20 protein-coding genes are annotated in these 22,455 nt (G+C 70.0%); 10 read left to right on the top strand and 10 right to left on the bottom strand.

Annotated features, from left to right (window positions below):
- The 5 genes from ACTOWL_RS15105 to ACTOWL_RS15085 all read left to right on the top strand — a co-directional run bounded on the left by ACTOWL_RS15105 (position 1) and on the right by ACTOWL_RS15085 (position 5,932).
- Positions 1-828 (top strand): carbohydrate ABC transporter permease, encoded by an 828-nt coding sequence (locus ACTOWL_RS15105; protein WP_441322066.1) that lies wholly within the window; start codon positions 1-3, stop codon positions 826-828.
- Positions 829-840: 12 nt separating this feature from the next.
- Complete coding sequence (locus ACTOWL_RS15100) at positions 841-2,448, top strand: GMC family oxidoreductase (RefSeq protein ID WP_441322065.1); 1,608 nt, start codon at positions 841-843, stop codon at positions 2,446-2,448.
- A 22-nt stretch (positions 2,449-2,470) separates the two neighbouring features.
- The gene (locus ACTOWL_RS15095) at positions 2,471-3,226 is read left to right on the top strand and encodes an SDR family NAD(P)-dependent oxidoreductase (RefSeq protein WP_441322064.1); all 756 of its coding nucleotides are present in this window, start codon (positions 2,471-2,473) and stop codon (positions 3,224-3,226) included.
- A 70-nt stretch (positions 3,227-3,296) separates the two neighbouring features.
- Positions 3,297-4,172 carry an endonuclease III domain-containing protein gene (locus ACTOWL_RS15090; protein WP_441322063.1) on the top strand — a complete coding sequence of 292 codons (876 nt, stop codon included), beginning with the start codon at positions 3,297-3,299 and terminating at the stop codon, positions 4,170-4,172.
- An 80-nt stretch (positions 4,173-4,252) separates the two neighbouring features.
- Positions 4,253-5,932 (top strand): calcium-binding protein, encoded by a 1,680-nt coding sequence (locus tag ACTOWL_RS15085; protein WP_441322062.1) that lies wholly within the window; start codon positions 4,253-4,255, stop codon positions 5,930-5,932.
- 3 nt (positions 5,933-5,935) lie between these two features.
- Here ACTOWL_RS15085 and ACTOWL_RS15080 read toward each other — a convergent pair whose 3' ends face one another.
- Positions 5,936-7,009 (bottom strand): citrate synthase/methylcitrate synthase, encoded by a 1,074-nt coding sequence (locus ACTOWL_RS15080; RefSeq protein ID WP_441322061.1) that lies wholly within the window; start codon positions 7,007-7,009, stop codon positions 5,936-5,938.
- A gap of 210 nt (positions 7,010-7,219) precedes the next feature.
- Here ACTOWL_RS15080 and ACTOWL_RS15075 point away from each other — a divergent pair, with 210 nt between their 5' ends.
- The gene (locus ACTOWL_RS15075; protein ID WP_441322060.1) at positions 7,220-8,404 is read left to right on the top strand and encodes a citrate/2-methylcitrate synthase; all 1,185 of its coding nucleotides are present in this window, start codon (positions 7,220-7,222) and stop codon (positions 8,402-8,404) included.
- On the opposite strand, the gene ACTOWL_RS15070 is transcribed toward ACTOWL_RS15075, so the two are convergent.
- Positions 8,401-10,317 carry an adenylate/guanylate cyclase domain-containing protein gene (locus tag ACTOWL_RS15070; RefSeq protein ID WP_441322059.1) on the bottom strand — a complete coding sequence of 639 codons (1,917 nt, stop codon included), beginning with the start codon at positions 10,315-10,317 and terminating at the stop codon, positions 8,401-8,403. The two genes, ACTOWL_RS15075 and ACTOWL_RS15070, sit on opposite strands and share 4 nt — an antisense overlap.
- A 173-nt stretch (positions 10,318-10,490) precedes the next feature.
- Here ACTOWL_RS15070 and ACTOWL_RS15065 point away from each other — a divergent pair, with 173 nt between their 5' ends.
- Positions 10,491-11,729, top strand: coding sequence for an MFS transporter (locus ACTOWL_RS15065; RefSeq protein ID WP_441322058.1), 1,239 nt, complete (start codon positions 10,491-10,493; stop codon positions 11,727-11,729).
- A gap of 68 nt (positions 11,730-11,797) precedes the next feature.
- Here ACTOWL_RS15065 and ACTOWL_RS15060 read toward each other — a convergent pair whose 3' ends face one another.
- Both ACTOWL_RS15060 and ACTOWL_RS15055 read right to left on the bottom strand, forming a co-directional pair.
- Positions 11,798-12,400, bottom strand: coding sequence for a sigma-70 family RNA polymerase sigma factor (locus ACTOWL_RS15060; protein WP_441322057.1), 603 nt, complete (start codon positions 12,398-12,400; stop codon positions 11,798-11,800).
- A 126-nt stretch (positions 12,401-12,526) separates the two neighbouring features.
- Positions 12,527-12,766, bottom strand: coding sequence for a NepR family anti-sigma factor (locus ACTOWL_RS15055; RefSeq protein ID WP_441322056.1), 240 nt, complete (start codon positions 12,764-12,766; stop codon positions 12,527-12,529).
- Positions 12,767-12,961: 195 nt separating this feature from the next.
- Here ACTOWL_RS15055 and ACTOWL_RS15050 point away from each other — a divergent pair, with 195 nt between their 5' ends.
- The 3 genes from ACTOWL_RS15050 (at position 12,962) to ACTOWL_RS15040 (ending at position 16,418) form a co-directional block, all read left to right on the top strand.
- Entirely contained in the window at positions 12,962-13,759 is a 798-nt protein-coding gene (locus ACTOWL_RS15050; RefSeq protein ID WP_441322055.1) for a response regulator, read from the top strand.
- Between the two features lie 37 nt (positions 13,760-13,796).
- On the top strand, positions 13,797-15,005 hold the full coding sequence (locus tag ACTOWL_RS15045; protein WP_441322054.1) for a sensor histidine kinase: 1,209 nt from the start codon (positions 13,797-13,799) through the stop codon (positions 15,003-15,005).
- A 342-nt stretch (positions 15,006-15,347) separates the two neighbouring features.
- Positions 15,348-16,418: a PLP-dependent cysteine synthase family protein gene (locus ACTOWL_RS15040; RefSeq protein WP_441322053.1), complete on the top strand. Its 1,071-nt coding sequence runs from the start codon at positions 15,348-15,350 to the stop codon at positions 16,416-16,418.
- Between the two features lie 9 nt (positions 16,419-16,427).
- Here ACTOWL_RS15040 and ACTOWL_RS15035 read toward each other — a convergent pair whose 3' ends face one another.
- From ACTOWL_RS15035 to ACTOWL_RS15010, 6 genes are all read right to left on the bottom strand, one after another.
- Positions 16,428-18,143, bottom strand: coding sequence for a B12-binding domain-containing radical SAM protein (locus ACTOWL_RS15035; protein WP_441322052.1), 1,716 nt, complete (start codon positions 18,141-18,143; stop codon positions 16,428-16,430).
- 205 nt (positions 18,144-18,348) lie between these two features.
- Entirely contained in the window at positions 18,349-19,317 is a 969-nt protein-coding gene (locus ACTOWL_RS15030; protein WP_441322051.1) for an isopenicillin N synthase family dioxygenase, read from the bottom strand.
- Between the two features lies 1 nt (position 19,318).
- Complete coding sequence (locus tag ACTOWL_RS15025) at positions 19,319-20,143, bottom strand: amino acid ABC transporter ATP-binding protein (RefSeq protein WP_441322050.1); 825 nt, start codon at positions 20,141-20,143, stop codon at positions 19,319-19,321.
- A 13-nt stretch (positions 20,144-20,156) separates the two neighbouring features.
- Positions 20,157-20,822, bottom strand: coding sequence for an amino acid ABC transporter permease (locus ACTOWL_RS15020; RefSeq protein WP_441322049.1), 666 nt, complete (start codon positions 20,820-20,822; stop codon positions 20,157-20,159).
- Positions 20,819-21,430: an amino acid ABC transporter permease gene (locus ACTOWL_RS15015; protein WP_441322075.1), complete on the bottom strand. Its 612-nt coding sequence runs from the start codon at positions 21,428-21,430 to the stop codon at positions 20,819-20,821. The genes ACTOWL_RS15020 and ACTOWL_RS15015 overlap by 4 nt, the downstream gene beginning before the upstream one ends.
- 81 nt (positions 21,431-21,511) lie before the next feature.
- Positions 21,512-22,339 (bottom strand): transporter substrate-binding domain-containing protein, encoded by an 828-nt coding sequence (locus ACTOWL_RS15010; protein ID WP_441322048.1) that lies wholly within the window; start codon positions 22,337-22,339, stop codon positions 21,512-21,514.
- Positions 22,340-22,455 lie beyond the last annotated feature (116 nt).

The raw sequence follows: 22,455 nt of genomic DNA, 5'->3' as shown, positions 1-22,455 counted from the left end.
ATGGCCATTCAACGCAGCCGCCAGCAGGCGATCGGCGTCACCATCCTGGGCTGGGCGGTCGGGCTGATCCTGTTCTTCCCGATCGGCTGGATGGTCCTGACCAGCTTCAAGACCGAGATCGACGCCTTCGCCACGCCGCCGTCGCTGTTCTTCATCCCGACGCTGGAGAACTACGTCGCGGTCAATTCGCGCATCAACTATGTCAGCTACGCGCTGAACTCGGTCTACATCGCCTTCGGGTCGACCCTGCTGTGCCTGATCATCGGCGGCATGGCGGCCTATTCGATGGCCTTCTTCCCGACCAAGCGCACCGAAGGCACCCTGCTGTGGATGCTGTCGACCAAGATGATGCCCGCGGTCGGCGTGCTGGTGCCGATGTATATGGGCTTCCGCGACCTCGGCCTGCTGAACTCGGTGTTCGGCATGATCCTGCTGATGACCCTGGTCAACCTGCCGATCGTGGTGTGGATGCTGTACACCTACTTCCGCGACTATCCGAAGGAGATCCTGGAGGCGGCGCGGGTCGACGGCGCCGGCTCGTGGCAGGAGATGCTGTACATCCTGCTGCCCACCACCCTGCCCGGCATCGTCTCGACCTCGCTGCTGACCATCATCCTGAGCTGGAACGAGGCGTTCTGGAGCATCAACCTGACCGGGCCGGATTCCGGGCCGCTGACCGCCTTCATCGCCTCGTTCTCCAGCCCCGAGGGCCTGTTCTGGGCCAAGCTCTCGGCCGCGTCGACGCTGGCCATCGCCCCGATCCTGGTGCTGGGCTGGCTGTCGCAGCGGCAGCTGGTGCGCGGCCTGACCTTCGGGGCGGTGAAGTGAGCATTGTTACCCATGGCCGATAGCTACGATTTCATCATCGTCGGCGGCGGCAGCGCCGGGTGCGTCGTCGCCAGCCGGCTGGTGACCGAGCGGCGGGCCCGGGTGCTGCTGCTGGAGGCCGGGGGGCGGCGCGGCAGCCGCCTGCTGGACATGCCGGCCGGCTACATGAAGTTCCTGAACCGGGACACCTACCTGACCCTGAACCAGACCGTGCCGCAGGAGCAGCTGGGCGGCCGCGCGCCGATCATCCCGACCGGCAAGCTGCTGGGCGGCGGCAGCGCGGTCAACGCCATGGTCTATATGCGCGGCCGGCCGCAGGATTATGACGGCTGGGATGCCGAGCTTGGCGGCAATTCCGGCTGGGGCTGGGCCGACCTCTTGCCCTATTTCGTCAGGCAGGAGGGCAACGACCATCTCGGCGCCCCCTTCCACGGCACCGACGGGCCGCTGAAGGTCTCGCATCTCGGCCAGCACTGCGCGATGAGCCGCGCCTTCGTCCAGGCGCTGCAGGGCCTGGGCGTGCCGTACCGGCCGGATTTCAACGGCGGCGAGCAGGCCGGCGTCGGCTTCATGCAGCACACCATCGACGCCGCCACCCGCACCCGCTGCAGCGCCGTCGCCGCCTTCCTGGCCCCGGTGCTGCGCGACCCGAAGCTGACGGTCGAGACCGGCGCCGTGGTGGCCCGCATCCTGGTCGAGCGCGGCCGCGCCACCGGCGTCGACTACGTCAAGGACGGGCAGAGCCGCCGCGCCACCGGGGCCGAGGTGATCCTGGCCGCCGGCGCCTATGCCTCGCCCAAGCTGTTGATGCTCAGCGGCGTCGGCCCGGCCGCGGCGCTGGGCCGGCACGGCATCCAGGTCAAGGCCGACCTGCCGGGCGTCGGCGCCAACCTGCAGGACCATCACGAGGTGCCGGTGGTGGCCGCCACCAACGGCGCTTATGGCTATTTCGGCCAGGACCGCGGCCTGAAGATGATCCTGGCCGGGCTGCAATACCTGATGTTCAAGACCGGGCCGGTGACCACGACGGGCGTCGAGGCCTGCGCCTTCATCAACCCCGACGGCGACGACCAGAGCGACCCGAAGCTGCAGCTGTACTGCGTGCCCACCGTCTATCTCGACCGCGACGTCACCGGCGTGGCGCCGACCGACGGGGTGACGCTGAACGCCTGCCTGATGCGGCCGCAGGCGCGCGGGTCGGTGGCGCTGCGCTCGGCCGACCCGGCCGACCCGCCGCTGATCGACTGCGCCTTCTTCGGCGACCCGGAGGATCTGCGCCTGTCGGTGGCCGGGCTGCGCTATGCCCGCCGGGTGCTGGCGGCCGACCCGGTGCGGCGGATGGTGACCGGCGAGATCTTCCCCGGCGACGCCACCGCCAGCGACGACGACCTGGCCGCGCATTGCCGGCGCACGGTCAAGACCAACTACCACCCGGTCGGCACCTGCCGCATGGGGCCGGAGGGCGACCCGATGGCGGTGGTCGACCGCGCGCTGAATGTCCGCGGGGTGGAGCGGCTGCGCGTCATCGACGCCTCGATCCTGCCGCGGGTGACCAGCGGCAACACCAACGCCCCGGTGCTGGCGGTGGCCGACCGGGCGGTCGACCTGATTCCGAATTAGTCCCGATCTGATGGAGAGGACCATGTACCGCGAGAAATTCGACCTTTCCGGCCGCGTGGCGGTGGTGACCGGCGGCGGCCGCGGCATCGGCCGGGCCACCTGCGAGGCGCTGGCCGAGGCCGGCGCCAAGGTGGTGGTGGCCGAGATCCTGGCGGATATCGGCGCCGACACCGCCAAGGCCGTGGGCGGCGAGTTCATCAAGCTGGACGTCACCGACCCCGACGCCGTGACCAAGGCCGCCGACGACGTCCGGGCGCGGCTCGGCCGGGTCGACATCCTGGTCAACAACGCCGGCATGGCCCGCAACAGCGACGCGCTGACGACCAGCGACGAGGAATGGCGCAAGGTCATGGACCTGAACGTCAACGCGGTGTTCTGGTGCGCCCGCGCCTTCGGCAAGCACATGGTGGCGGCCAAGCGCGGCAGCGTGGTCAACATCGGCTCGATGTCCGGCATCATCGTCAACAAGCCGCAGGGCCAGGCGCATTACAACGCCAGCAAGGCCGCGGTGCACCTGCTGACCAAGTCGCTGGCCTGCGAATGGGCGCCGCACGGGGTGCGGGTCAACGCCATCGCCCCCGGCTACATCGCCACCGACATGACCCTGGCCGGCCGCACCAAGACCGAGTGGTACGACCAGTGGATCGAGATGACGCCGATGGCGCGCTGCGGCGAGCCCTGGGAGATCGCTACCACCGCCCTGTTCCTGGCGTCCGACGCCTCCGGCTTCTTCACCGGCGCGATCCTCGGGCCGGATGGCGGGTATACGGCCTGGTGAGGGCGACTGAGGCGACGCGCCGGTTCTGATTCGAGTCGCCTTTGTTCTTATTTTGTTCTAGCGTTCGGGCATGGTCGACGCCGTGCCCGCCCGCCTGATCCGGATCGATGCCGCTTTGGCTGCAGCCTTCGGGCCGCCGCCGCGCTGGCTGTATCCGGACCCGGTCGAGGTGCTGGTGCTGGCGCTCTTGTCCGCCCGCACCCGGGACGAGGCGGCGATGGCCGCCCTCCGCGTGCTGCGCGTGCGCTTCCCGCGCTGGGAAGTCCTGCTCGACGCCGATCCGGCGGTGGTCGAGCGGCTGATCGGCCGCACCACCTGGCCCGACCGCAAGGCGCAGACGCTGCAGGAGGCGCTGCGGGCGCTGCAGGCCGCGCGCGGCCGGCTGGAGCTGGACTTCCTGGCCCGGCTCGGCGTCGAGGCGGCGATCGCCTGGCTGCGAACCCTGCCGGGCGTCGGGCCGAAGACCGCGGCCGCGGTGCTGCTGTTCAGCCGGCTGCGGCTGCGCGCCCTGCCGGTCTCGACCGGCCATCACCGCATCGCCAAGCGGCTCGGCCTGATCTCGCGCCGCGCCGGCGCCGAGGCCGCGCATGGCCCGCTGCTGGCGATGCTGCCGCCCGATTGGGACAACGATCGGATCGAGCGGCACCACTGGCTGGTCAAGCGCCTGGGCCATGACCACTGCACCGACCGGCGGCCGCGCTGCGGCAGCTGCCCGGTGCGGGAGCTGTGCCCGAGCCGCGGCCGCATCCGTCCGGCGCCGGAGCACCGCATCCGCCAGCTTCCCCTGCCCTTCCCCGCCATGGGCATCCGGGCGCAGCCAGGCTTCGCAACCGGCAGCCCAGTGGAATCTTCATCGGATCGTTCACCTGCCCTTCGCACCCGCGAACGAAACCTTCTTTTTCGATCGAAACCTTCAACCCGGATGTCCGATCCCACCCCGATCTGATAACTTTCCCAGAAAAGGAACATCTGGAGGCTCGTCCGACTGCGAGGACGTGAACCCGATTCCCATCTCGGAGGGTTCCGATGCCGCTCATCACCAATGTCGCCTATTCGCCCGACCCGACCGACGGCCAGGCCCTGGGCCTCGACGTCGCCCTGAACGGCGCCACCCGGCTCGTGGTCAACTGGGGCGACGGCTCGCCGCTGCAGCTCTATCAGGTGGAGCCGGGCAGCAATTCGATCCATCTGTCGCACGCCTATGCCGGCCCCGAGGCCGGCACCATCGTGCTGCGCGCCGGCGGCCCGGGCGTGCCGGACGACCGCACCACCCTGAACCTGGTGGTCGGGGCGGACGAAGCCTACACCCGCGTCTCCGGCGATCCGGAGTTTGACATCGTCCTGCGCGAGAACCCGCTCATCTCCGGCGACGGCAGCCTGGTGGCCTGGGCCGACACCTACAACGGCTACAGTGTCTTCGCGATGGTCAAGAACCTGGCCAACGGCACCACCGCCTACCTCGGAGTCGGCCGCGACGCCTATCAGTTTGACGGCCCCCCGGTCATGTTGGCAAACGGCGCCGCGGTCTGGGTCTATGAGGGATATCTGGGCATTGCCGGGTATCTTCACCCCGCCTCCCTCTATCTGGCAGCGACCGGCCAGGAGATCACCCTCGAGGACGCCTATCACATCACGGTCACCGATGACGCGAAATACGCCGTCTACCAGTACAACACCGAACTGGGCTCAGGACAGAACGGCTGGTATCTGCGCGACCTCGATGCCGGGACCAGTGTCTATCTCGGGGCCGATCCCGAATATGACGGCCCGCGCTATCACGTGCATTTCGTCGACGGCCAGCTGGTGGTCGACGACGACACCACCGGGGACCAGTCGGTCAGCGGGGCGCTGGCCACCGACACCACGGCCGACGGCAGCGTCACCGTGATCGCCACCGACGAGGCGCTGGCGCCGGGCGACACCAACGACGGCTCCGACGTCTATCTGCAGGAGAACGGCAGCCCGACCCATGACGGCACCGCCGGGCCGGACGTGCTGCTGCTGGGCGCGGCGAACGACATCGCCGATGGCGGTGCCGGCAAGGACTACCTGGCCGGCGGCCTCGGCGACGATTCCTTGAGCGGCGGCGCCGGCGACGACCTGCTGGAGGGTGGTGCCGGCGCGGACAGCCTGAATGGCGGCGACGGCGTCGATGCGGCCGGCTATGCCACCAGCCTCGCCGGGGTGCAGGCCAGCCTCGACCGGCCGGCCGGCAACACCGGCGCCGCGGCCGGGGACACGTACTCCGGCATCGAGAATCTGCTCGGCAGCGCCTTCGCCGACCGGCTCGAAGGCGATGCCGCTTCCAACGCCCTGCGCGGCGGCGCCGGGGACGACCGGCTCGGCGGTCTCGGCGGCGATGACCGGCTGGTCGGCGGCGACGGCAATGATGTCATCGCCGGCGGCAGTGGCAGCGACCGGATCTATGGCGGCGCCGGGGACGACCGCATCGCCGGCGGCGCCGGGGCGGACACCGTGGTGGTCCAGCCCGGCTTCGGCCGCGACGTGGTCACCGATTTCGACGGCGCGGGCGGCGACGTGATCCTGTTCGACCGCGATGTCTTCGCCAGCTTCGCCGAGGTCATGGCGCATGCCGCCGACTATGGCGCGGACGGCACCGTGATCACGCTCGACGCCGATGACAAGCTGATCCTGCTCGGCGTCGACCGTACCGCGCTGGTGGCCAGCGACTTCGCGTTCGTCTAGCCGCTACGCCGCCAGGCTGGGCTGCGGGCCGACATAGCGGCTGTCGGGCCGCAGCAGCCGGCCGGACTGCTCCTGCTCCAGAATATGGGCGGTCCAGCCGGCGACGCGGCCGATGGCGAAGGCCGGGGTGAACAGCGACCGGTCGAGCCCGACGGCGTCGAGCACCAGGGCGGTGTAGAACTCGACATTGGTGTCGAGCGGCCGGTCCGGCCTGTGCCGGTGCAGCGCCACCAGCGCCGCCTTCTCCACCGTCTCGGCCATGGCGATACGCCGGCTGGACAGGCCCGCCACCACCGATTTCAGCACGTCGGCGCGCGGGTCGCGGGTGCGGTAGATGCGGTGGCCGAAGCCCATCAGCCGGCGACCGGCCGCAAGTTCGGCCTTGATCCAGCCCGGTGCGGCCGCGCCGATGCCGATAGCGTCCAGCATGTCCAGCACCGGCCCCGGCGCGCCGCCGTGCAGCGGGCCCTTGAGGGCGCAGAGCGCGGCGGTGACCGAGGCCACCGCGCCGGCCAGGGTCGAGGCCACCACCCGGGCGGCGAAGGTGGAGGCGTTCAGGCCGTGGTCGGACACGGTCACGAGATAGGCGTCGAGCGCCCGGGCCAGCTTGGGGTCGGCCGGCTTGCCCGCCAGCATGCGCAGCAGGTCGGCAGCGTGGCCGGCCTTCGGGTCCGGGGCGACCAGGGCCTTGCCCTGGGCCAGGCGCACCAGCGCCGCCAGGAACACCGGCATCGCCGCGACCAGGCCGAGCGGGGTGCCGTCCCCCTCTTTGTTGGGCGCATCGTCGGCCAGGCCGGCGATCATCGCCCGCAGCCCGTCGATCGGCGGCAGCCCGGCCGCCGCCGGCAGCAGCCGCGGCACATGGCGGAAGGCCGCGGCTCGGGCGGCGCCGAGCCGGGGCTTGAGATCGGCGGTGTCGGCGAAGCCGTCCCACAGCAGCGCCAGCACGCCCTCGAAATCGAGCGTCCGCGCCGCCTCCTCGACCGGCAGGCCGCGGATCACCAGCACGCCGCGCTGCCCGTCCACCAGGCTCATCACCGTCTCGGCGGCGACGATTCCGTCCAGTCCTGTCGTCATCTCGACCTCCTTCTTCGCAGGTGCACAAAGGGTCGAGCCAAGGGCATAGGTTGTCAATCTTGATAGATGCGATCAATGTATTGGGATGATGCGTCACATCGTAGGTTGGATTCGCCGGCGGCGAACCCGACAATGCCGCCGAATATCCCGAATGTCGGGCTGTTGGGTTCGCGAAGACGCGAACCCAACCTACGCAGGCGTCGGCCTCCCATGATCCAGGAGCCTACCCTGTCGGCGAGTGAGGCGGCGGCGGAGCTGGGGGTCAGCCTGGCGACGCTCTACGCCTATGTCAGCCGCGGCATGATCCGCTCGATCGCCGAGCCCGGCCGCCGCCAGCGCCGCTACGCCGCCGCCGACATCCGCCGCCTGGCACGGAAATCGGAGCCGGAGACGGCGCCGCCGCCGCTCTACTGGGGCCAGCCGGTGCTGGAATCGGCGATCACGCTGGTGGCCGGCGGGCGGCTCTACTACCGCGGCCGGGACGCGGTGCGGCTGGCCGAGAGCGCGACTCTGGAGAGCGTGGCCGGTCTGCTGTGGACCATCGCCGCCGACGACCCCTTCGCCGCGCCGGTGGCGCCGCTGCCGCCGGCCGCCGCGCGCATCGCCGATCAGGCCGCGGGCCTGCCGCCGCTGGAGCGGGCCATGGCGGTGCTGCCGGCGCTCGGCGTCGAGGATGACCGCGCCCTCGCCCGCTCCGCCGCCGGGCTGCAGCGCACCGGGGCGCGGCTGCTGCGCTGGCTGACCGCGGTGATGCTGCGGCGCCCGGCCACCGCGGCGCCGGCGCATGAGGCGCTGGCGGACGCCTGGAGGGCACCCGCCGGCGCCGACCTGCTGCGCCGCGCCCTGGTGCTGTGCGCCGACCACGAGCTGACCGCCTCGACCTTCGCCGCCCGCATCGCCGCCTCGACCGGCGCCTCGCCACATGCCGCGGTCGCCGCCGGCCTGGCGGCGCTGAACGGCCCGCTGCATGGCGGCCTGAGCGCCCGCACCGGCACCTTCCTGGAGCTGGTGCTGGGCGCCGCCGATGCCCGCCGCCTGGTGGTCGAGCGGCTGCAGCATGGCGAAGACCTGCCCGGCTTCGGCCACACCCTCTACCCGGAGGGCGATCCGCGCGGCCAGCACCTGCTGGACCGCATCGTCGCCACCCTGCCGGACGGGCCGGAGCTGGCGGTCGCCCGCACGCTGGTCGAAACCGTGTTCGACCTGACCGGCGAGCGCCCGACCATGGACTTCGCCCTGGTGCTGGCGGCCCGGCTGATCGGCCTGCCGCCGGAGGCGCCGCTGGCGGTCTTCGCCCTCGGCCGCAGCGTCGGCTGGATGGCGCATGTGATGGAGCAGTATGCCGCGGCCCGGCTGATCCGCCCCCGGGCCCGCTATGTCGGCCCTCACCCTTAGGAGACCGATCCCTCGCGCAGCCCGACCAGGCTGTAGATCGACACCGGCTCGCGGGCGCCGCGCGGCACCTCGTTGCCGACGAAGCGGAATTCGAACCCCTCGCCCGCCTCCTGCCGCACCGCCTCGCTGACCAGGATGGTGGTGCCGTGGATCTTGTTCAGCGCCTCGAGCCGCGCCGCCACGTTCACGGTGTGGCCGAGCGCGGTGTAGTTCATGCGGTCGACCGAGCCGACATTGCCGACCACCGCCTCGCCGGTGTGCAGGCCGAAGCGGGTCAGCATCGGCAAGCGGCCCTCGGCCTCGAACTCGGCGTTCAGCCGGTCGATCCGCGCCGCGGCCCTGAGCGCGCCGTGGCAGGCCAGGCGGACATGGTCTGGCTGGTCCTCGGGCGCGTTCCAGAAGGCCATGACGCTGTCGCCGATATACTTGTCGATGGTGGCGCCGCCGGCGATCAGCTCCTCCCCCAGCGCGCCGAAATAGCGCGAGGTGCGCTCCATCAGCTCCTCCGGCGGCAGGCCCTCGGCCAGGGCGGTGAAGCCGGCGACGTCCGAGAACAGCACGGTGACCGGCTGGCGCCGCCCGCCCAGCCCGGGCACCAGCGTCCGGCCGAGGATGCCGCGGACGATCTGGCCCGGGACATAGGCGGCGAAGCTGCGCAGGGTGAGGCCGAGCACGTCGATCGCCGAGGCGAGCGACCGGATCTCCTCGATCCGCGACCCGGTCGGGCTGCCGCCGCGGAGGTCGAACCGCATGATCCGGCCCAGATCCCCGGTCACCCGGCGCAGCGGCCGCGCCAGGGCGCGCGAAGCGGCCAGGACGATGCCGAGCGCCAGGATGGTGGCGCCGACGCCGATCAAGAGCGAGGTGAAGCGGATGCGGTCGGCCGGGCCGACCACAAGGTCGTAGGGATAGGCGAGCCCCAGCACGACATCGGGCATGCTTGTGCCGATCGGCTCGAAGCGTTCGAGATAGGATTGGCCGCCGAGTTCGCCGGTGAAGTTCCGGCCGGTGCCGACGGACCGGAAGCTGCGATACATCTCGGCCAGGATCGGCGACCCCAGCTCGCTCAGGGCCGGCAGGCGCTCTGCCCGGGCCTCGCGGAACTCGGTGCGGTAGCGGACGCCGTCGGGATGGGCGATCAGCGCCCCGGACCGGTCGAACACCACCAGTTCGAGCTCCGGCTCCTTGCGCAGATCGGCCAGGGTGCGGTCGAGCACCGCGAGGCCGATGTCGATCCCGAACACGGCGCCGTCCGCCAGGCGGGACTTCCGCGCCAGGCTGACGCCGACCTGGTCCATGGCGGCGAAGCGGTAGGGGGCGGTCATGATCGCCCCGCCGGCGGCCACCGCCTGCGCGTACCAGGGCCTGGTGCGCGGGTCGAAACGGGTCGGCATCACCTGCGGCTCGCCGATCGGCCGCCCCTCGGCATCGGTCACCACCCAGCGCGTGGCCGCACCGTCGAGGGTGGGTTCGACGAATTGCAGCGCATAGGCCGCGCCGGGCAAGGTCGTGGCCTTCACCTCCGGCAGATGCGCCGTCGCCAGCGACTGGGCCAGGACGAACCGGCCGTCGTCCCAGGCGACGAAGAAAGCGGTGGCGGCCGGCAGCACCTGCTCCAGGTCGCGCAGCGTGCCGCGCATCACCGCGCCCAGATGATCCTCCGGCACGTCGGTCTCGATCGTCAGCGTGGCCGTGTCCAGCACCACATCGGCCAGGTGCAGCCCGTTGCGGAACTCGTCCCGCACCCGGCCGACGATCCGGTCGAAGCGGGTATCCGCATCGGCGCGGACCAGCGTCGTCACCTCGCCGTGGTTGTACCAGATCAGGCCGCCGGCGATCGCCAGGACGATGACGGCGAACACCGCCGCCACCACGACCTGCAGCTTCCACGGCCCGAATCCGGTTGCAGCCACCCCCCGCATGCCCCCTCCCAGGGTTGTGCCCGCCACCCTAGCCCGATGGTGCGCCGGCCGGAACCCGTCCTCGGACCATGCCGGACAAATCGGGGCTGCCCTTCGATCACGCCGTTTGACAGGGCTTGCCGGGCCGCGCTTGGCTGCAAAAAACGCCCGACGCCGCCTGGATCATGACCGCCCTCTATTTGCCCGTCGCCGCCATCATCCTCGGCATCTCCGTCCTGCAGATCGCCAACGGCATCCTGGTCACCATCCTGCCGATCTCGCTGACCCAGGCCGGCTATTCGATCCAGGCCTTCAGCGCGGTGGCGACGGCGCATTCGCTGAGCTTCCTGCTGGGCTGCGTGCTGTCGACCCGGATCATCGGCGCGGTCGGGCACATCCGCGCCTTCGCCGCCTATGCCGCCGCCACCTCGGTGACGGCGCTGAGCTTCACCCTCGCCCCCGACCCGGCCTGGTGGATGGCGCTGCGCCTGGTCACCGGCTTCTGCTCCGCCGGGCTGTTCACCGTGGCCGAGAGCTGGCTGAACGAGATGACGCCGAACGCCCATCGCGGCCGGGTGTTCTCGGTCTACACCATCGTCCAGAAGGTGGCGCTGGTCGGCGGCCAGTTCGTGCTGCTGGTCACCGGCGGGCCGGTGGTGCTGGGGCTGTTCATGATCGCCTCGGCCTTCTACTCGATGTCGCTGATCCCGGTGGCGATGACCCGGGCCCCCACCCCGTCGATCGCCGCCATCCGCACCCTGCCGCTGCGCCAGCTGTACCGGATCGCGCCGGCCGCGGTGATCGGCTGCGTCTCCAGCGGGCTGATCAACAGCGCCGTCGCCTCGATCGGCCCGATCTGGGGGCTGCAGGTCGGGCTCACCGTCGGCCTGGCCGGCGCCATCCCGGCGATGTCCCAGGTCGGCAACCTGCTGGCGCAATGGCCGCTGGGCCGGCTGTCCGACCGGATCGACCGGCGCAGCGTCATGCTCGGCGCCAGCGTCGTCACCATCCTGGTGTCGCTGGCCCTGGCCCTGGCGCGGCCGGACTCCGACTGGCTGCTGGCGGTGCTGTTCGGCCTGTGGGGCGCGGCCTCGATCTCGACCTACGGCATCTGCGTCGCGCATGCCAACGACCTGGCGCCGCGCGGCACCGCCGTGGCGCTGTCGAGCAGCCTGCTGCTGTGCTGGGGCGTCGGCGCCTGCGCCGGGCCGCTGGTGGCCTCGAGCGTGATGGGCTGGGTCGGGCCGCAGGGGCTGTTCCTGCACGGCGCCGCCATCGCCACCGTCACCGCGCTCTTCACCGCCTGGCGCATGACCCGCCGCCAGGCCCTGCCGGCGGAGGCGCGCGAACCCTTCGTCAACCGCCCGGCGACCAGCCCGATCGTCGGCGAGATGACCGCGCGCGAGTCGGGGAAGCGGGGCTGAAACTGAAACGGATCGGGCGGCCCGGAGGCCGCCCGCTTCACCGCAACAAATCTATTTCGGGACGACCGCTACGCCGTCCGCCGCGACGCGGGCTGCACGGCGAGACGAGGGGCTGTCATTTTCGCCGGCGCCGCGGCGGTTCCGCGTCCGCGCCGCTCGCCTGCGAAGTCGCCTCGTCTCGCCAATCCTCGCCCCGCGCTGAGCAGCCTCGACAGCTCGCGCCGGGCCCGGGACAGGCGGCTCTTCACCGTGCCGACGGCGCAGTTGCAGATCTCCGCCGCTTCCTCGTAGCTGAAGCCGCTGGCCCCGACCATCAGCAGGATCTCGCGCTGGTCGGGCGTCAGCATCATCAGCGCCCGGCGGAAATCCTGGAACTCCAGCTTCGAATCCTGCGACGGCGGCACCCAGAGGAGGTCAAGATCGACCCCGTCCTTCGGCTCGGCCACGAATTTGCGGCGCCGCAGTTGGTTGACGTACTGGTTGCGCAGGATCGTGAAGATCCAGGCCCGGAAGTTGGTGCCCGGCGTGAACTGGCTCTCGGCCCGGAGCGCGCGAAGGATCGCGTCCTGGACCAGATCATCGGCGCGATCCGCATCACCGCTGAGCGAACGGGCGAAGGCCCGCAGATGCGGGATCGCCTTGGTCAACTCGGCGTGAAAGTCGAATGGCACATTCCCCTCCTTGTTGACGCCGACGGCAGGGCCGCCCACGCGGGATCGATGGCAGTGTGGCCGGAACTGTCGGCACCGAATGAGGCAGAAATTCGGCCCTTCCGCCCTCCGCCCGGCCTGTTTCGGTCAGCGATCCTTGTCCTCCTTCGGCTTGTCGGCGCCCTTGGCGCCGTCCTCGAGCATCTTCATCAGGTCGTCAGGCAACGGCTCCTCCAGCACCGGATCGTACAGCGATCGGAGCTGCTGCGAGAGCCAGTTGTCGAATTGCGGCGGCCGCTTCAGGCGGTCCGGTGCCGGACGGCTGGAGTCGGCCGGCCGCGCCCCCGCTTCCCGCCTTCGCGTTTTCTCGCCGCGCCGTCGATTCATCAACGCTCGATCCCGCTCTGCTTCGGCCAGTGGTGGTGCGCTACATTACCAATCCCCGACCGGGATGGAAGTTCCTGTACCACCCCTTGCCCGCGAACGGGTTCTGCGGCATTGGAACGGATTGCGATCCGCGGCGACGGCCGCTAAGCATAGCGCTGGACGGGCAAGCCCTTCCGAATTCGTAAGGTGGACGCGATGACCGGCACTTCGCAAGAGATCCTGAAGCACCTGCCCTACCTGCGGCGCTATGCCCGGGCCCTGGTCGGGTCGCAGGAGCGGGGCGACCAGTACATGCGGGTGTTCCTGGAGGCGATCCTGGACGAACCCCAGCGGATCCCGGCGGACGGCAACCTGCGGGTCCAGATCTTCGCCGTGTTCCACGACGTCTGCACCCTGCTGCACGCCACCGACGAGGACGGCGCCGCGGCACCGCTGGAGGGGCTGGTGCCGGTCGAGGCCCGGCTGTCGCAGCTGACGCCGACGCAGCGCCAGGTGCTGCTGCTGGTGTCGCTCGAGGGCTTCTCCTTCGCCGATGTCGGCTTCATCCTGCACCTGCCGGAGGCGGAGGTGCGCGACCTGCTGGACGCCGCCCGCAAGGAGATGCAGCGCCAGCACCCGGCCCGGATCCTGATCGTCGAGGACGAGCCGTTGATCGCCATGGACATCGCCCGCATCGTCGAGGAGATGGGCCACACCGTCTGCGGCACCGCCGCCGACCATGCCGCGGCGGTCGCCCTGGCGAAGCGCGAGTCGCCGCACATCGTGCTGGCCGACATCCAGCTCAAGGGCGGCGACAGCGGCATCGAGGCGGTGCAGGACATCCTGCGCGGCATCTCGGTGCCGGTGGTCTTCGTCACCGGCTTCCCCGAGCGGCTGCTGACCGGCGAGCGGCTGGAGCCGACCTTCGTCGTCACCAAGCCGTTCAAGCCCGAGGCCCTGGTCTCGGTGATCGGCCAGGCGCTGGCGATGCATCCGCCGCTCGCGACGGCCTGACGCCGGGATGGCGACCGGGTCGAGCGGCGGCTCCGTCATGACCACCGCCCTGATCACCGCCATCGACACCCGCGAGGAGCGCGACGTGATCGCGGCCCGGCAGCGTGTCCGGCTGGTGGCGACCGAGCTGGGCTTCGACGGCCGCGACCGGGTGCGCATCGTCGCCGCCGCCTCGGCCATGACCCGCAGCTTCCTGGCGCGCTTCGAGCAGGCCAACCTGTCGCTGCTGGTCACCGCCGGCCCGCCGATGGCCCTGGAGATCGTGCTGGCCGCGCCGCGCCGGCCGCTGGGCCAGGGGCAGCCGCAGCGGCCGCGCCTGGACACCGCGGCGGTGCGGGCCCTGATGGATTCGGTCGAGCTGCGCCACGCCCGCGGCGTGGTCCGGCTGGTGATGCGCAAGGAGCTGCCGGCCGGCGCCGGCCGCGAGCCGACCGCGCTGGCGCACCGGACCATGGCGGCGCTGGCGGACGAGACTGGCGTCGATCCCTTCGAAGAGGTGCACCGGCAGACCGTGGAGCAGATCGCCAGCCTGACCGAGCTGCGCCAGCGCGAGGAGCAGCTGATCGCCGCCAACGCCCAGCTGCGCGAGGTCGAGCGGGCCCTGCGCGCCAGCCTGGAGGAGAAGGACGTGCTGATGCGGGAGGTGCATCACCGCGTCAACAACAACCTGCAGATCATCTCCAGCCTGCTCAACCTGCAGGCCTCGCGCGCCACCGAGCCGGCGGTACGGGAGGAGCTGGCGGTGGTCGGCCATCGCATCCAGTCGCTCAGCCTGGTGCATCAGAAGCTGTACCATTCGGACGACCTGTCCCATATCGACGCCGGCGGCTATGTCCAGGAGCTCTGCGCCCATCTGCAATCCGCCTTCGCCACCAGCACCGGCCCGGTGGCGCTGGAGGTCGAGGCGCCGCGGCAGCAGATCCCGCTGGACAACGCCATCCATCTCGGCCTGATCGTCAACGAGCTGGTGACCAACAGCCTGAAGCACGGCTTCCGCGACGGCCGCGGCGGCCGCATCGCGGTGTCGCTGCAGCGCACCGACGACGACAGCCTGACCCTGACCATCGTCGATGACGGCCGGCCCGACGACGGCAGCCGGCGCGGCTTCGGCATGACCCTGGTCGAGGCCATGGTCCGCCGCCTGGACGGCACCCTGACCATCGACCGGAACGGCGGAACCCGCACCATTTTGACCGTGCCGGTGCCGAAACCGACTCCGCAAATTCGTTCCGAATCAGTGCCCTAGGAAGAAAACTCGCGGCGTAACATCAACTTCGGCGCCTATAGTATTGATGACGAAATACAAGCCGAATTGTATGGCAAATTTCTTTGGCCGATCAATGACCTCGCGCCGATCCTTTAGAAAAACACTCCACACTTGCTGAATTTATGGTATAGTTCTTCGTGCAGTACCTTCTGCACCCTTCCGCTTCCTAACGACCTCAACCAAGCCGCGGTCCCCCGCGGCTTGTTTTTGCGTGGATGCGGGCAGAGGCTTGCCCTCACCAGATCCCTGGCGGCCCCGACCGGGGCATGATACGCGGTAAGGCCAACGGCCCGCCGCCGAACGCCACAACCGAAGACCGCCATGTCCCGCGCCTGGGTGGACGACGCCATCCGCACCATCGAAGCGGATTTCAACCGCTCCGCCGACACCCATCTGATCCCGCTCGCCCTGCCCGGCGCGCCCGGCATCACCCTCTACCTCAAGGACGAGTCCACCCACCCGTCCGGCAGCCTGAAGCATCGGCTGGCGCGGTCGCTGTTCCTGTACGGGCTGTGCAACGGCTGGATCGCCGAGGACACCACGATCATCGAGGCGTCCTCCGGCTCGACCGCGATCTCCGAGGCCTATTTCGCCCGGCTGCTGGGCCTGCCCTTCGTCGCGGTGATGCCGCGGTCGACCTCGCCCGAGAAGATCGCGCTAATCGAGTTCCAGGGCGGGCGCTGCCACCTGGTCGAGGACCCCGGCACGGTATACGCCGAATCCCGGCGCCTGGCGGCCGAGACCGGCGGCCACTACATGGACCAGTTCACCTATGCCGAGCGGGCGACCGACTGGCGCGGCAACAACAATATCGCCGAGGCGATCTTCGCCCAGATGGCGCAGGAGCCGCATCCGGTGCCGGACTGGGTGGTGATCGGCGCCGGCACCGGCGGCACCTCGGCCACCATCGGCCGCTACATCCGCTATCGCCGGCACCACACCCGGCTGCTGGTGGTCGACCCCGAGAACTCGGTCTTCGCCCGGTTCTGGCGCGACCGCGACCCGGCGATCACCGCCGCGCGCGGCTCGCGCATCGAGGGCATCGGCCGGCCGCGGGTGGAACCGTCGTTCCAGCCGGACGTGGTCGACCGCATGCAGGAGGTACCGGACGCCGCCAGCTTCGCCGCGCTGCGCTTCTTCTCCGGCGTGCTGGGCCGCCGCATCGGCGGATCGACCGGCACCAACCTGATCGGCGCCATCACCGTGATCGCCGAGATGCTGCGCGATGGCCGCCAGGGTTCCGTCATCACACTGTTGTGCGACGGCGGCGACCGCTACGCCTGCACCTATCACGACGCCGGCTGGCTGCAGAAGAACGGCCACGACCTGGCGCCCTGGCTGGAGCGGATCGACGCGTTCTGGGGAACCGGCGCCTGGGACGCGGGAGCGTGAGTCCCCCGCTCAGCCTCCCGCCGTCGCCTGCAGCACCGGGGCGCCGTGGGTGTGCGGGATCTTGTCGGCGAACATCTTGACGAAATCATCCACCGCATGGTCCGCCGCGGGCGGCCGCAGCGCCTCGTCCGTGTAAGCCGAAGCCGCCGGATCGGTCTGCACCCGCTTCATGATGACGCGGTAGCGCCGGAGGAGGGTGAGCCACTGCGCGGCCACCTTGACGAATTCGGCGGCGCGGCGGGGATAGAAGATCAGCGGGTTCTCGATCGGCAGGCCGTGCCGCCGCTGGGTCCGCAGCTTGCGGCGGGCATAGCCGAACTGGAGCGGATGCACGCCCTCGATCCGCGACGCGCCGGAGAACACGGTGAGGATGTCGGCGATCTTCTTGAGGCTGAGGCCGCTGACCGCGGCGCGCCGCAACACGGTCTCGACATGGGCGTCGGTGTAATAGCGGGCCCAGGCATCGCGATAGACGCCGTTCCACTCCTCCTTCGACATCATCGCATGCCCGGTGCAGACATGTTCGAGGTCGTATTTGTTCATGTCCGGGTCCATCGGCACCTGCTTGAGATACAGGTTCTTGTGGTCCTCCGAGCCGGGCAGCGGCGTCAGGCAGAAGAATTCGAGGATGTCGATCGGCAGCTCGCGCTTGATGATCTCGATGTCGCGGGCGATGGTCTGCGGCGTGTCGGTCGGGAAGCCGAGGATGTAGCCGGCCCAGGTCATCACCTTCTGGTTGCGCCAGGCCTGCAGCATCTCGCGGTATTCCCAGATCTTGTTCTGGCGCTTCTTGGTGTTGAGCAGCGATTCCGGGTTGATGTTCTCGAGCCCGATGAAGACGGCGTTGCAGCCGGCGCGCGCCGCCTTCTCGATGAAGCCCGGGATGCGGTGGCACAGCGTGTCGACCTGCAGCACCAGGCGGATTCTGAAGCGGTGCTGCTCGCGCAGCTCGATCAGCCGGTCGAGGATCGGCTCCCAGTTGCGGTTGCGGGCGAAATTGTCGTCGGTGACGAAGAAGCGCGTGACGCCCTGCGCCGCGTTGGCGCGCACGATCGCCTCGACGTCGTCCGCCGTGCGATAGCGCGACTTCCGCCCCTGCACATTGATGATGGTGCAGAACGAGCATTGGAACGGGCAGCCGCGCCCCGCATCGAAGCTGGTGTAGTGGCCGGCGATCCGCTGCACCACGTCGCGCGGCAGGATCGGCAGCGTCGCCGCCTCCATGTCGGGCATGTCGGCAAGGTAGTTGTAGATCGGCTTGGCCTGCCCGGCATCGATGTCGCGCAGCAGGGCGCCGAGGCGGCCTTCGCCTTCGCCCGCATACAGGCTGATGCCGAGGTCGAGCGCCTGCTGCAGGTCGGGCGGCAGCTCCGGCAGCATCGAGATGCAGCCGCTGACATGGAAGCCGCCGATCACCACCGGCAAGCCCGCCGCGCGGAACCGGCGCGCCAGATCGAGCGCGCGGGGGTACTGGTTCGACTGCACGCCGACCAGCGCCACGAAGCCGGCCCCCGCCTCTCGGATGCGGCGCGTGATCGCGGCGACATCGACGACGGTGTTGCACTCGTCATAGGCCTCGATGTCGATATCGACATCCGGGCCCAGCACCCGTTCCTCGGCACATTCCGTCAGCAGGCCGTGCACGCTGGCGAGGCTGTTGGACGGGATGGTCGAGCGCCGCCATTGGATGACATAGCCATCGTCGTCGTAATGCGACGGCTTCACCAGAACGATCCGAAACGCCCGTGCCCCCATGGCGCTCACCCCACTCGTTGGTGGTAGCGGGACTATCGCTGCTCTGGCGTCCGGCCGATCACGGCCCCCCGATCACATCCGGACGCCACTCAATTCATGCACCGCAATTCTGTGATTCAAACATGATCACCGTGAGTCTGTCACCGCAATTCGGTCCAGGGCGCGTTGTCGGATGTCAGGCTTTTTGCCGGTATTTGAAGGAATCGTTGATCCGACCGACGATGTAGTCGCCGGCGTCGACCGGCGGGTAGTGCGGTTCCGCCCCCTGCCCCAGGTTCAGGTCGCGCGGATCGACCGCCGCGGTGTAGGTCGGGTCGTAGAAGGTGGCGATCGACAGGCGCTTGCGGCCGCTGCGGTTCACCACCCGGTGCGGGGTCGAGGCGAAGCGGTCGTTCGACCAGCGGGCCAAGAGGTCGCCGACATTGATCACGAAGGTGCCGTCGACCGGCACGGCGTCGATCCACTGCCCGTCCTTGCGCTGGACCTCCAGCCCGCCGGTCTGGTCCTGCCACAAGAGGGTGATGCAGCCATAATCGGTGTGCGGCGCCACGCCGAACTGCTCGGCGCCGAGATCGGCCGGCTGCGGCGGGTAGAACACCGCCTGGGTGCGCTGCATGCGCTTGGCGTAGCGCTCGGCGAAGAAGTCCGGCGCAATGCCGAGGCTGAGGGCCACGGCCCGCAGCAGATGGGCGCCGCAGACGCCGATCGCCTCGTAGTAGCGGTAGAAGTCGCGCTGCACCTCGGGCATGAAGGACGGCCAGTTGTTCGGCCCGCGCAGCGCCTGGCCGGCCAGCACGTCGGGGTCGTCCTCCGGCAGCTCCAGCCCGGTCGAGAAGAACTCCTTGTAGTCGGGCTTCTTCGCCCCGTACATCAGCGCGCCGCCGATCTCGTGGAAGCCGCGGTGGCGCTGGTCGACCTTGACCTGGCGCTTGGTCTCGACCGGCAGGTCGAAGAAGCGCCGCATGGTGGCGACCGCTGTCTCGATCACATCCTGCGGCACGCCGTGATTGCGAATGTAGAAGAAACCGACCCGGGTGCAGGCGGCGTGGATCTGCTGCGCCGCCTGTGCCGTGCCCGCCGGGTCGCCGGCGACCACCGGCGCGAAATCGACGATCGGAAGGCCGAGGGCCTGCGTGTCGGTCATGTCATCCTCCCACTGCTTCGGCGGCGGCCGGCACATCCTGCCAGAACGCGTTGCGCTGGCGATAATTGTCCAGGAACTGGCGGATCCGGGGATGCCCGTCCTCCAGGAAGATCTGCCGCGGCGGCCCCTTGGCCAGGATTCGGCCCTCGTCGACGAACACGACGGAGGTCGCGACCTGGGCGGCGAAGCCCATCTCATGCGTCACCACCACCATGGTCATGCCGTCGCGGGCCAGCACGCGCATCACCTCCAGCACCTCGCCGACCAGCTCCGGGTCGAGCGAGGAGGTCGGCTCGTCGAACAGCATGATCTCCGGCTCCATCGCCAGCGCCCGGGCGATCGCCACGCGCTGCTGCTGGCCGCCGGAGAGCTGCGACGGGTAGGAGCCGCCCTTGCCGGCCAGCCCGACCCGGTCGAGCGCGGCCTGGGCCTTCCGCTGCGCCTCCGCCCGGGGCAGCCGGCGGACGCGGACCAGCGCCTCGGCGACATTGCCGAGCGCGGTCATGTGCGGCCACAGGTTGAACTGCTGGAACACCATGCCGACATTGCGCCGCGCCTTGCGGATGCCGGCCTCGCCCATGCGCCGGCGCCTACCGTCCTTGCCGGTGGTGAAGCCGATCGGCTCGCCATCGATGCGGATCTCGCCGGCATCGTGCTCCTCGAGGAAGACCATGCAGCGCAGCAGCGTGCTCTTGCCCGAGCCGGAGGGGCCGACGATGCAGACCACCTCGGACTGGTCGATCTCGAGATCGACGCCCTTGAGCACCTGGGTCGCCCCGAACTGCTTGGTGACGCCGCTGAGCTGGATCAGGGCACGTTGGGACATCGTTTCCCCCCGCTCACGCCGGTGCCAGGAAGCGGCCGACCCGGCGCTCGGCCCAGCGGCCGAAGCCGGCGGCGACCTCGACCAGGGCCCAGTAGATCAGCGCCAGGGCCAGCGTCGTCTCGACGAAGGCGAAGGTCTCGGCGCCGATGCCGCGGATGACGAAGGTCAGCTCGGGAATGGTGACGATCGACAGGATCGCAGTCTCCTTGCTGAGGAGGATGACCATATTGACCAGGGCCGGCAGGATCACCACCAGCATCTGCGGCAGCACGATCCGCGCCAGGATGGTGACCCGGCCCATGCCGAGGCAGGCGGCGGCCTCGACCTGGCCCTTGGGCACGGACTCGAAGCCGGCGCGGAAGATCTCGGCGAAATAGGCGCCGGCATAGAGGCCGAGGCCCAGCAGCCCGGCCTCGATCGGGTCGAGCACCAGGCCGAAGCTGGGGCCGCCGTAATAGAGGATGAAGAGCTGCACCAGGAAGGGCGTGCCGCGGACCACCTCGATCACCACCCGGACCGCGGCGCGGACGCCCCGGCCGAGGCCGCGCTGCATCAGCGCCAGGACGAAGCCGAGGACGAGGCCGATGACGACGCCCACGATCCAGGTGCCGAGGGTGACGCCAAGGCCGGACAGGACCTCGTCCCAGCGGTCGAGGATGATGGCGGGATCGAAGCTCATCGCCCGGCCCCCAGCCGCCGCTGCAGCCATACGCCGAGGCCGGACAGAGCGAGGTTCAGCACCAGGTAGAGCATGCCGCCGGCGAGATAGATCTCAAGCGGCCGGTAGCTGGTGGCGACGATGTTCTGGCTGACCCGGGTCAGCTCCGCCACCCCGACCACCGAGATCAGCGACGACGCCTTCAGGATCATGGTGCACTCATTGACCAGCGCCGGCATGGTCAGGCGCAGCGCCAGCGGCACGCGGATGCGCCAGAGCACCTGCAACGGCCGGAAGCCGAGCAGCCGCGCCGCCTCCAGCTGGCCCTCGGGCACGCCGAGGAAGCCGCCGCGCAGGATCTCCGCCATATAGGCCGCGGTGCAGAGCGCGAGCGCCGCGATCGCCGCGACCAGCGGCGGCACGTCGATGCCGATGAAGGGCAGCAGGTAGAACACCAGCAGCAGCTGCACCAGCAGCGGCACGCCGCGGAAGAAGCTGACGTAGAGCGTGCCGGCCCGGCGCGGCCCGGGCCGGTGCGACAGCCGCAGCAGGCAGATGCCGACCGCGAGCAGGAAGCCGAGCCCGAGCGACACGGCCGAGACCCAGAGGGTCGTGCCCGCGCCCTTCAGCAGCAGCGGCAGGCTCTTCAGGATGACGGCCGTGCTGAACAGGGCAACCTCTCAGGCGAACCGGTGGAGGGGTGGCCCCGGTCAGACGTTCGGGTCGGTCACCGTGGCGGGCACGTCCATCTCGACCCCGAACCACTTCTTCTGGATCGCGGCGAGGCGGCCGTCGGCCTTCATCTTGGCGAGGGCGGCGTCGATCGCGTCGAGCAGCGGCGCGGTGTCGGCGTCCTTGCGGCCGAGATAGCCGAAATAGACCTTCTTGCCGAAGGGCGGCAGCACGACCTCGAAGGTCTCCGACCGCTGCTCCGCGACATAGGCGATGTTCGGCAGCGAGTTGCCGACGGCGACGATCCGGCCGGCCGCGAGATCGGCATAGGCCTGGTTGTTGTCGACATATTCGCGGACCTCGGCGCCGCCCGGCAGGGTCGCCACATAGGCCTTGAGCTGCTCGAGCTGCGAGGAGGCCTTGCCGGCGCCGACCACCTTGCCGGCGATGTCCTCGGGCTTCGCCACCGAGCTGTCGCCGGCGCGCTTCAGCAGCGCGACCGAGGCGTCGGCGATCGGCGAGGTGAAGCGGTAGCGCTCCATCCGCGCCTTGGTGATCGTCACCGGCCCGGCGACGACCTGGAATTTGCCGGCCTCGAGCCCCGGCAGGACGCTGTCCCAGGGCAGGTCGACGAAGCTGATCTTGACCCCGAGCTCCTTGCCGATCTCGGTGAAGACCTCGACGTTCAGCCCCTTGTGCTCGCCATCCTCGGAGAAATCGAACGGCGCGAACTGCATCTCGGTGCCGACCACCAGCTCGCCGGAGGATTTCACCTGGCTCAGCAGATCGGCCGCGTACCCCTGCGGCGCGGCGGCCAAGGTCCCCACGGCCAACAGGCCGGCAACGAACGCTCCCAGAACCCGCATCACGTGCCTCCACATCCCTGATCTTTGTCGACCGCACGGCATTGCGGTGCCGCGCGACTGTTGCGGTTCTTAGACTTTGCCCTCCCTGGAGACAACCGCGCGGTCCGTGCCGCCGC

Origin of the sequence: Inquilinus sp. CA228 (assembly GCF_052078665.1) — a bacterium.
Classification (GTDB): domain Bacteria; phylum Pseudomonadota; class Alphaproteobacteria; order DSM-16000; family Inquilinaceae; genus Inquilinus.
Note: the sequence above shows the minus strand (reverse complement) of the source record. Positions and strands in the feature narration are given on the sequence as shown.

Coding starts and splice junctions, on each gene's coding strand:
- ACTOWL_RS15025 (WP_441322050.1), bottom strand. CDS start 20,143: ATGTCCCAACGTGCCCTGATCCAGCTCAGCGGCGTCACCAAGCAGTTC.
- ACTOWL_RS15020 (WP_441322049.1), bottom strand. CDS start 20,822: ATGAGCTTCGATCCCGCCATCATCCTCGACCGCTGGGACGAGGTCCTG.
- ACTOWL_RS15055 (WP_441322056.1), bottom strand. CDS start 12,766: ATGAATCGACGGCGCGGCGAGAAAACGCGAAGGCGGGAAGCGGGGGCG.
- ACTOWL_RS15075 (WP_441322060.1), top strand. CDS start 7,220: ATGATCCAGGAGCCTACCCTGTCGGCGAGTGAGGCGGCGGCGGAGCTG.
- ACTOWL_RS15095 (WP_441322064.1), top strand. CDS start 2,471: ATGTACCGCGAGAAATTCGACCTTTCCGGCCGCGTGGCGGTGGTGACC.
- ACTOWL_RS15030 (WP_441322051.1), bottom strand. CDS start 19,317: ATGACCGACACGCAGGCCCTCGGCCTTCCGATCGTCGATTTCGCGCCG.
- ACTOWL_RS15050 (WP_441322055.1), top strand. CDS start 12,962: ATGACCGGCACTTCGCAAGAGATCCTGAAGCACCTGCCCTACCTGCGG.
- ACTOWL_RS15105 (WP_441322066.1), top strand. CDS start 1: ATGGCCATTCAACGCAGCCGCCAGCAGGCGATCGGCGTCACCATCCTG.
- ACTOWL_RS15045 (WP_441322054.1), top strand. CDS start 13,797: ATGACCACCGCCCTGATCACCGCCATCGACACCCGCGAGGAGCGCGAC.
- ACTOWL_RS15100 (WP_441322065.1), top strand. CDS start 841: ATGGCCGATAGCTACGATTTCATCATCGTCGGCGGCGGCAGCGCCGGG.
- ACTOWL_RS15080 (WP_441322061.1), bottom strand. CDS start 7,009: ATGACGACAGGACTGGACGGAATCGTCGCCGCCGAGACGGTGATGAGC.
- ACTOWL_RS15010 (WP_441322048.1), bottom strand. CDS start 22,339: ATGCGGGTTCTGGGAGCGTTCGTTGCCGGCCTGTTGGCCGTGGGGACC.
- ACTOWL_RS15085 (WP_441322062.1), top strand. CDS start 4,253: ATGCCGCTCATCACCAATGTCGCCTATTCGCCCGACCCGACCGACGGC.
- ACTOWL_RS15065 (WP_441322058.1), top strand. CDS start 10,491: ATGACCGCCCTCTATTTGCCCGTCGCCGCCATCATCCTCGGCATCTCC.
- ACTOWL_RS15090 (WP_441322063.1), top strand. CDS start 3,297: ATGGTCGACGCCGTGCCCGCCCGCCTGATCCGGATCGATGCCGCTTTG.
- ACTOWL_RS15040 (WP_441322053.1), top strand. CDS start 15,348: ATGTCCCGCGCCTGGGTGGACGACGCCATCCGCACCATCGAAGCGGAT.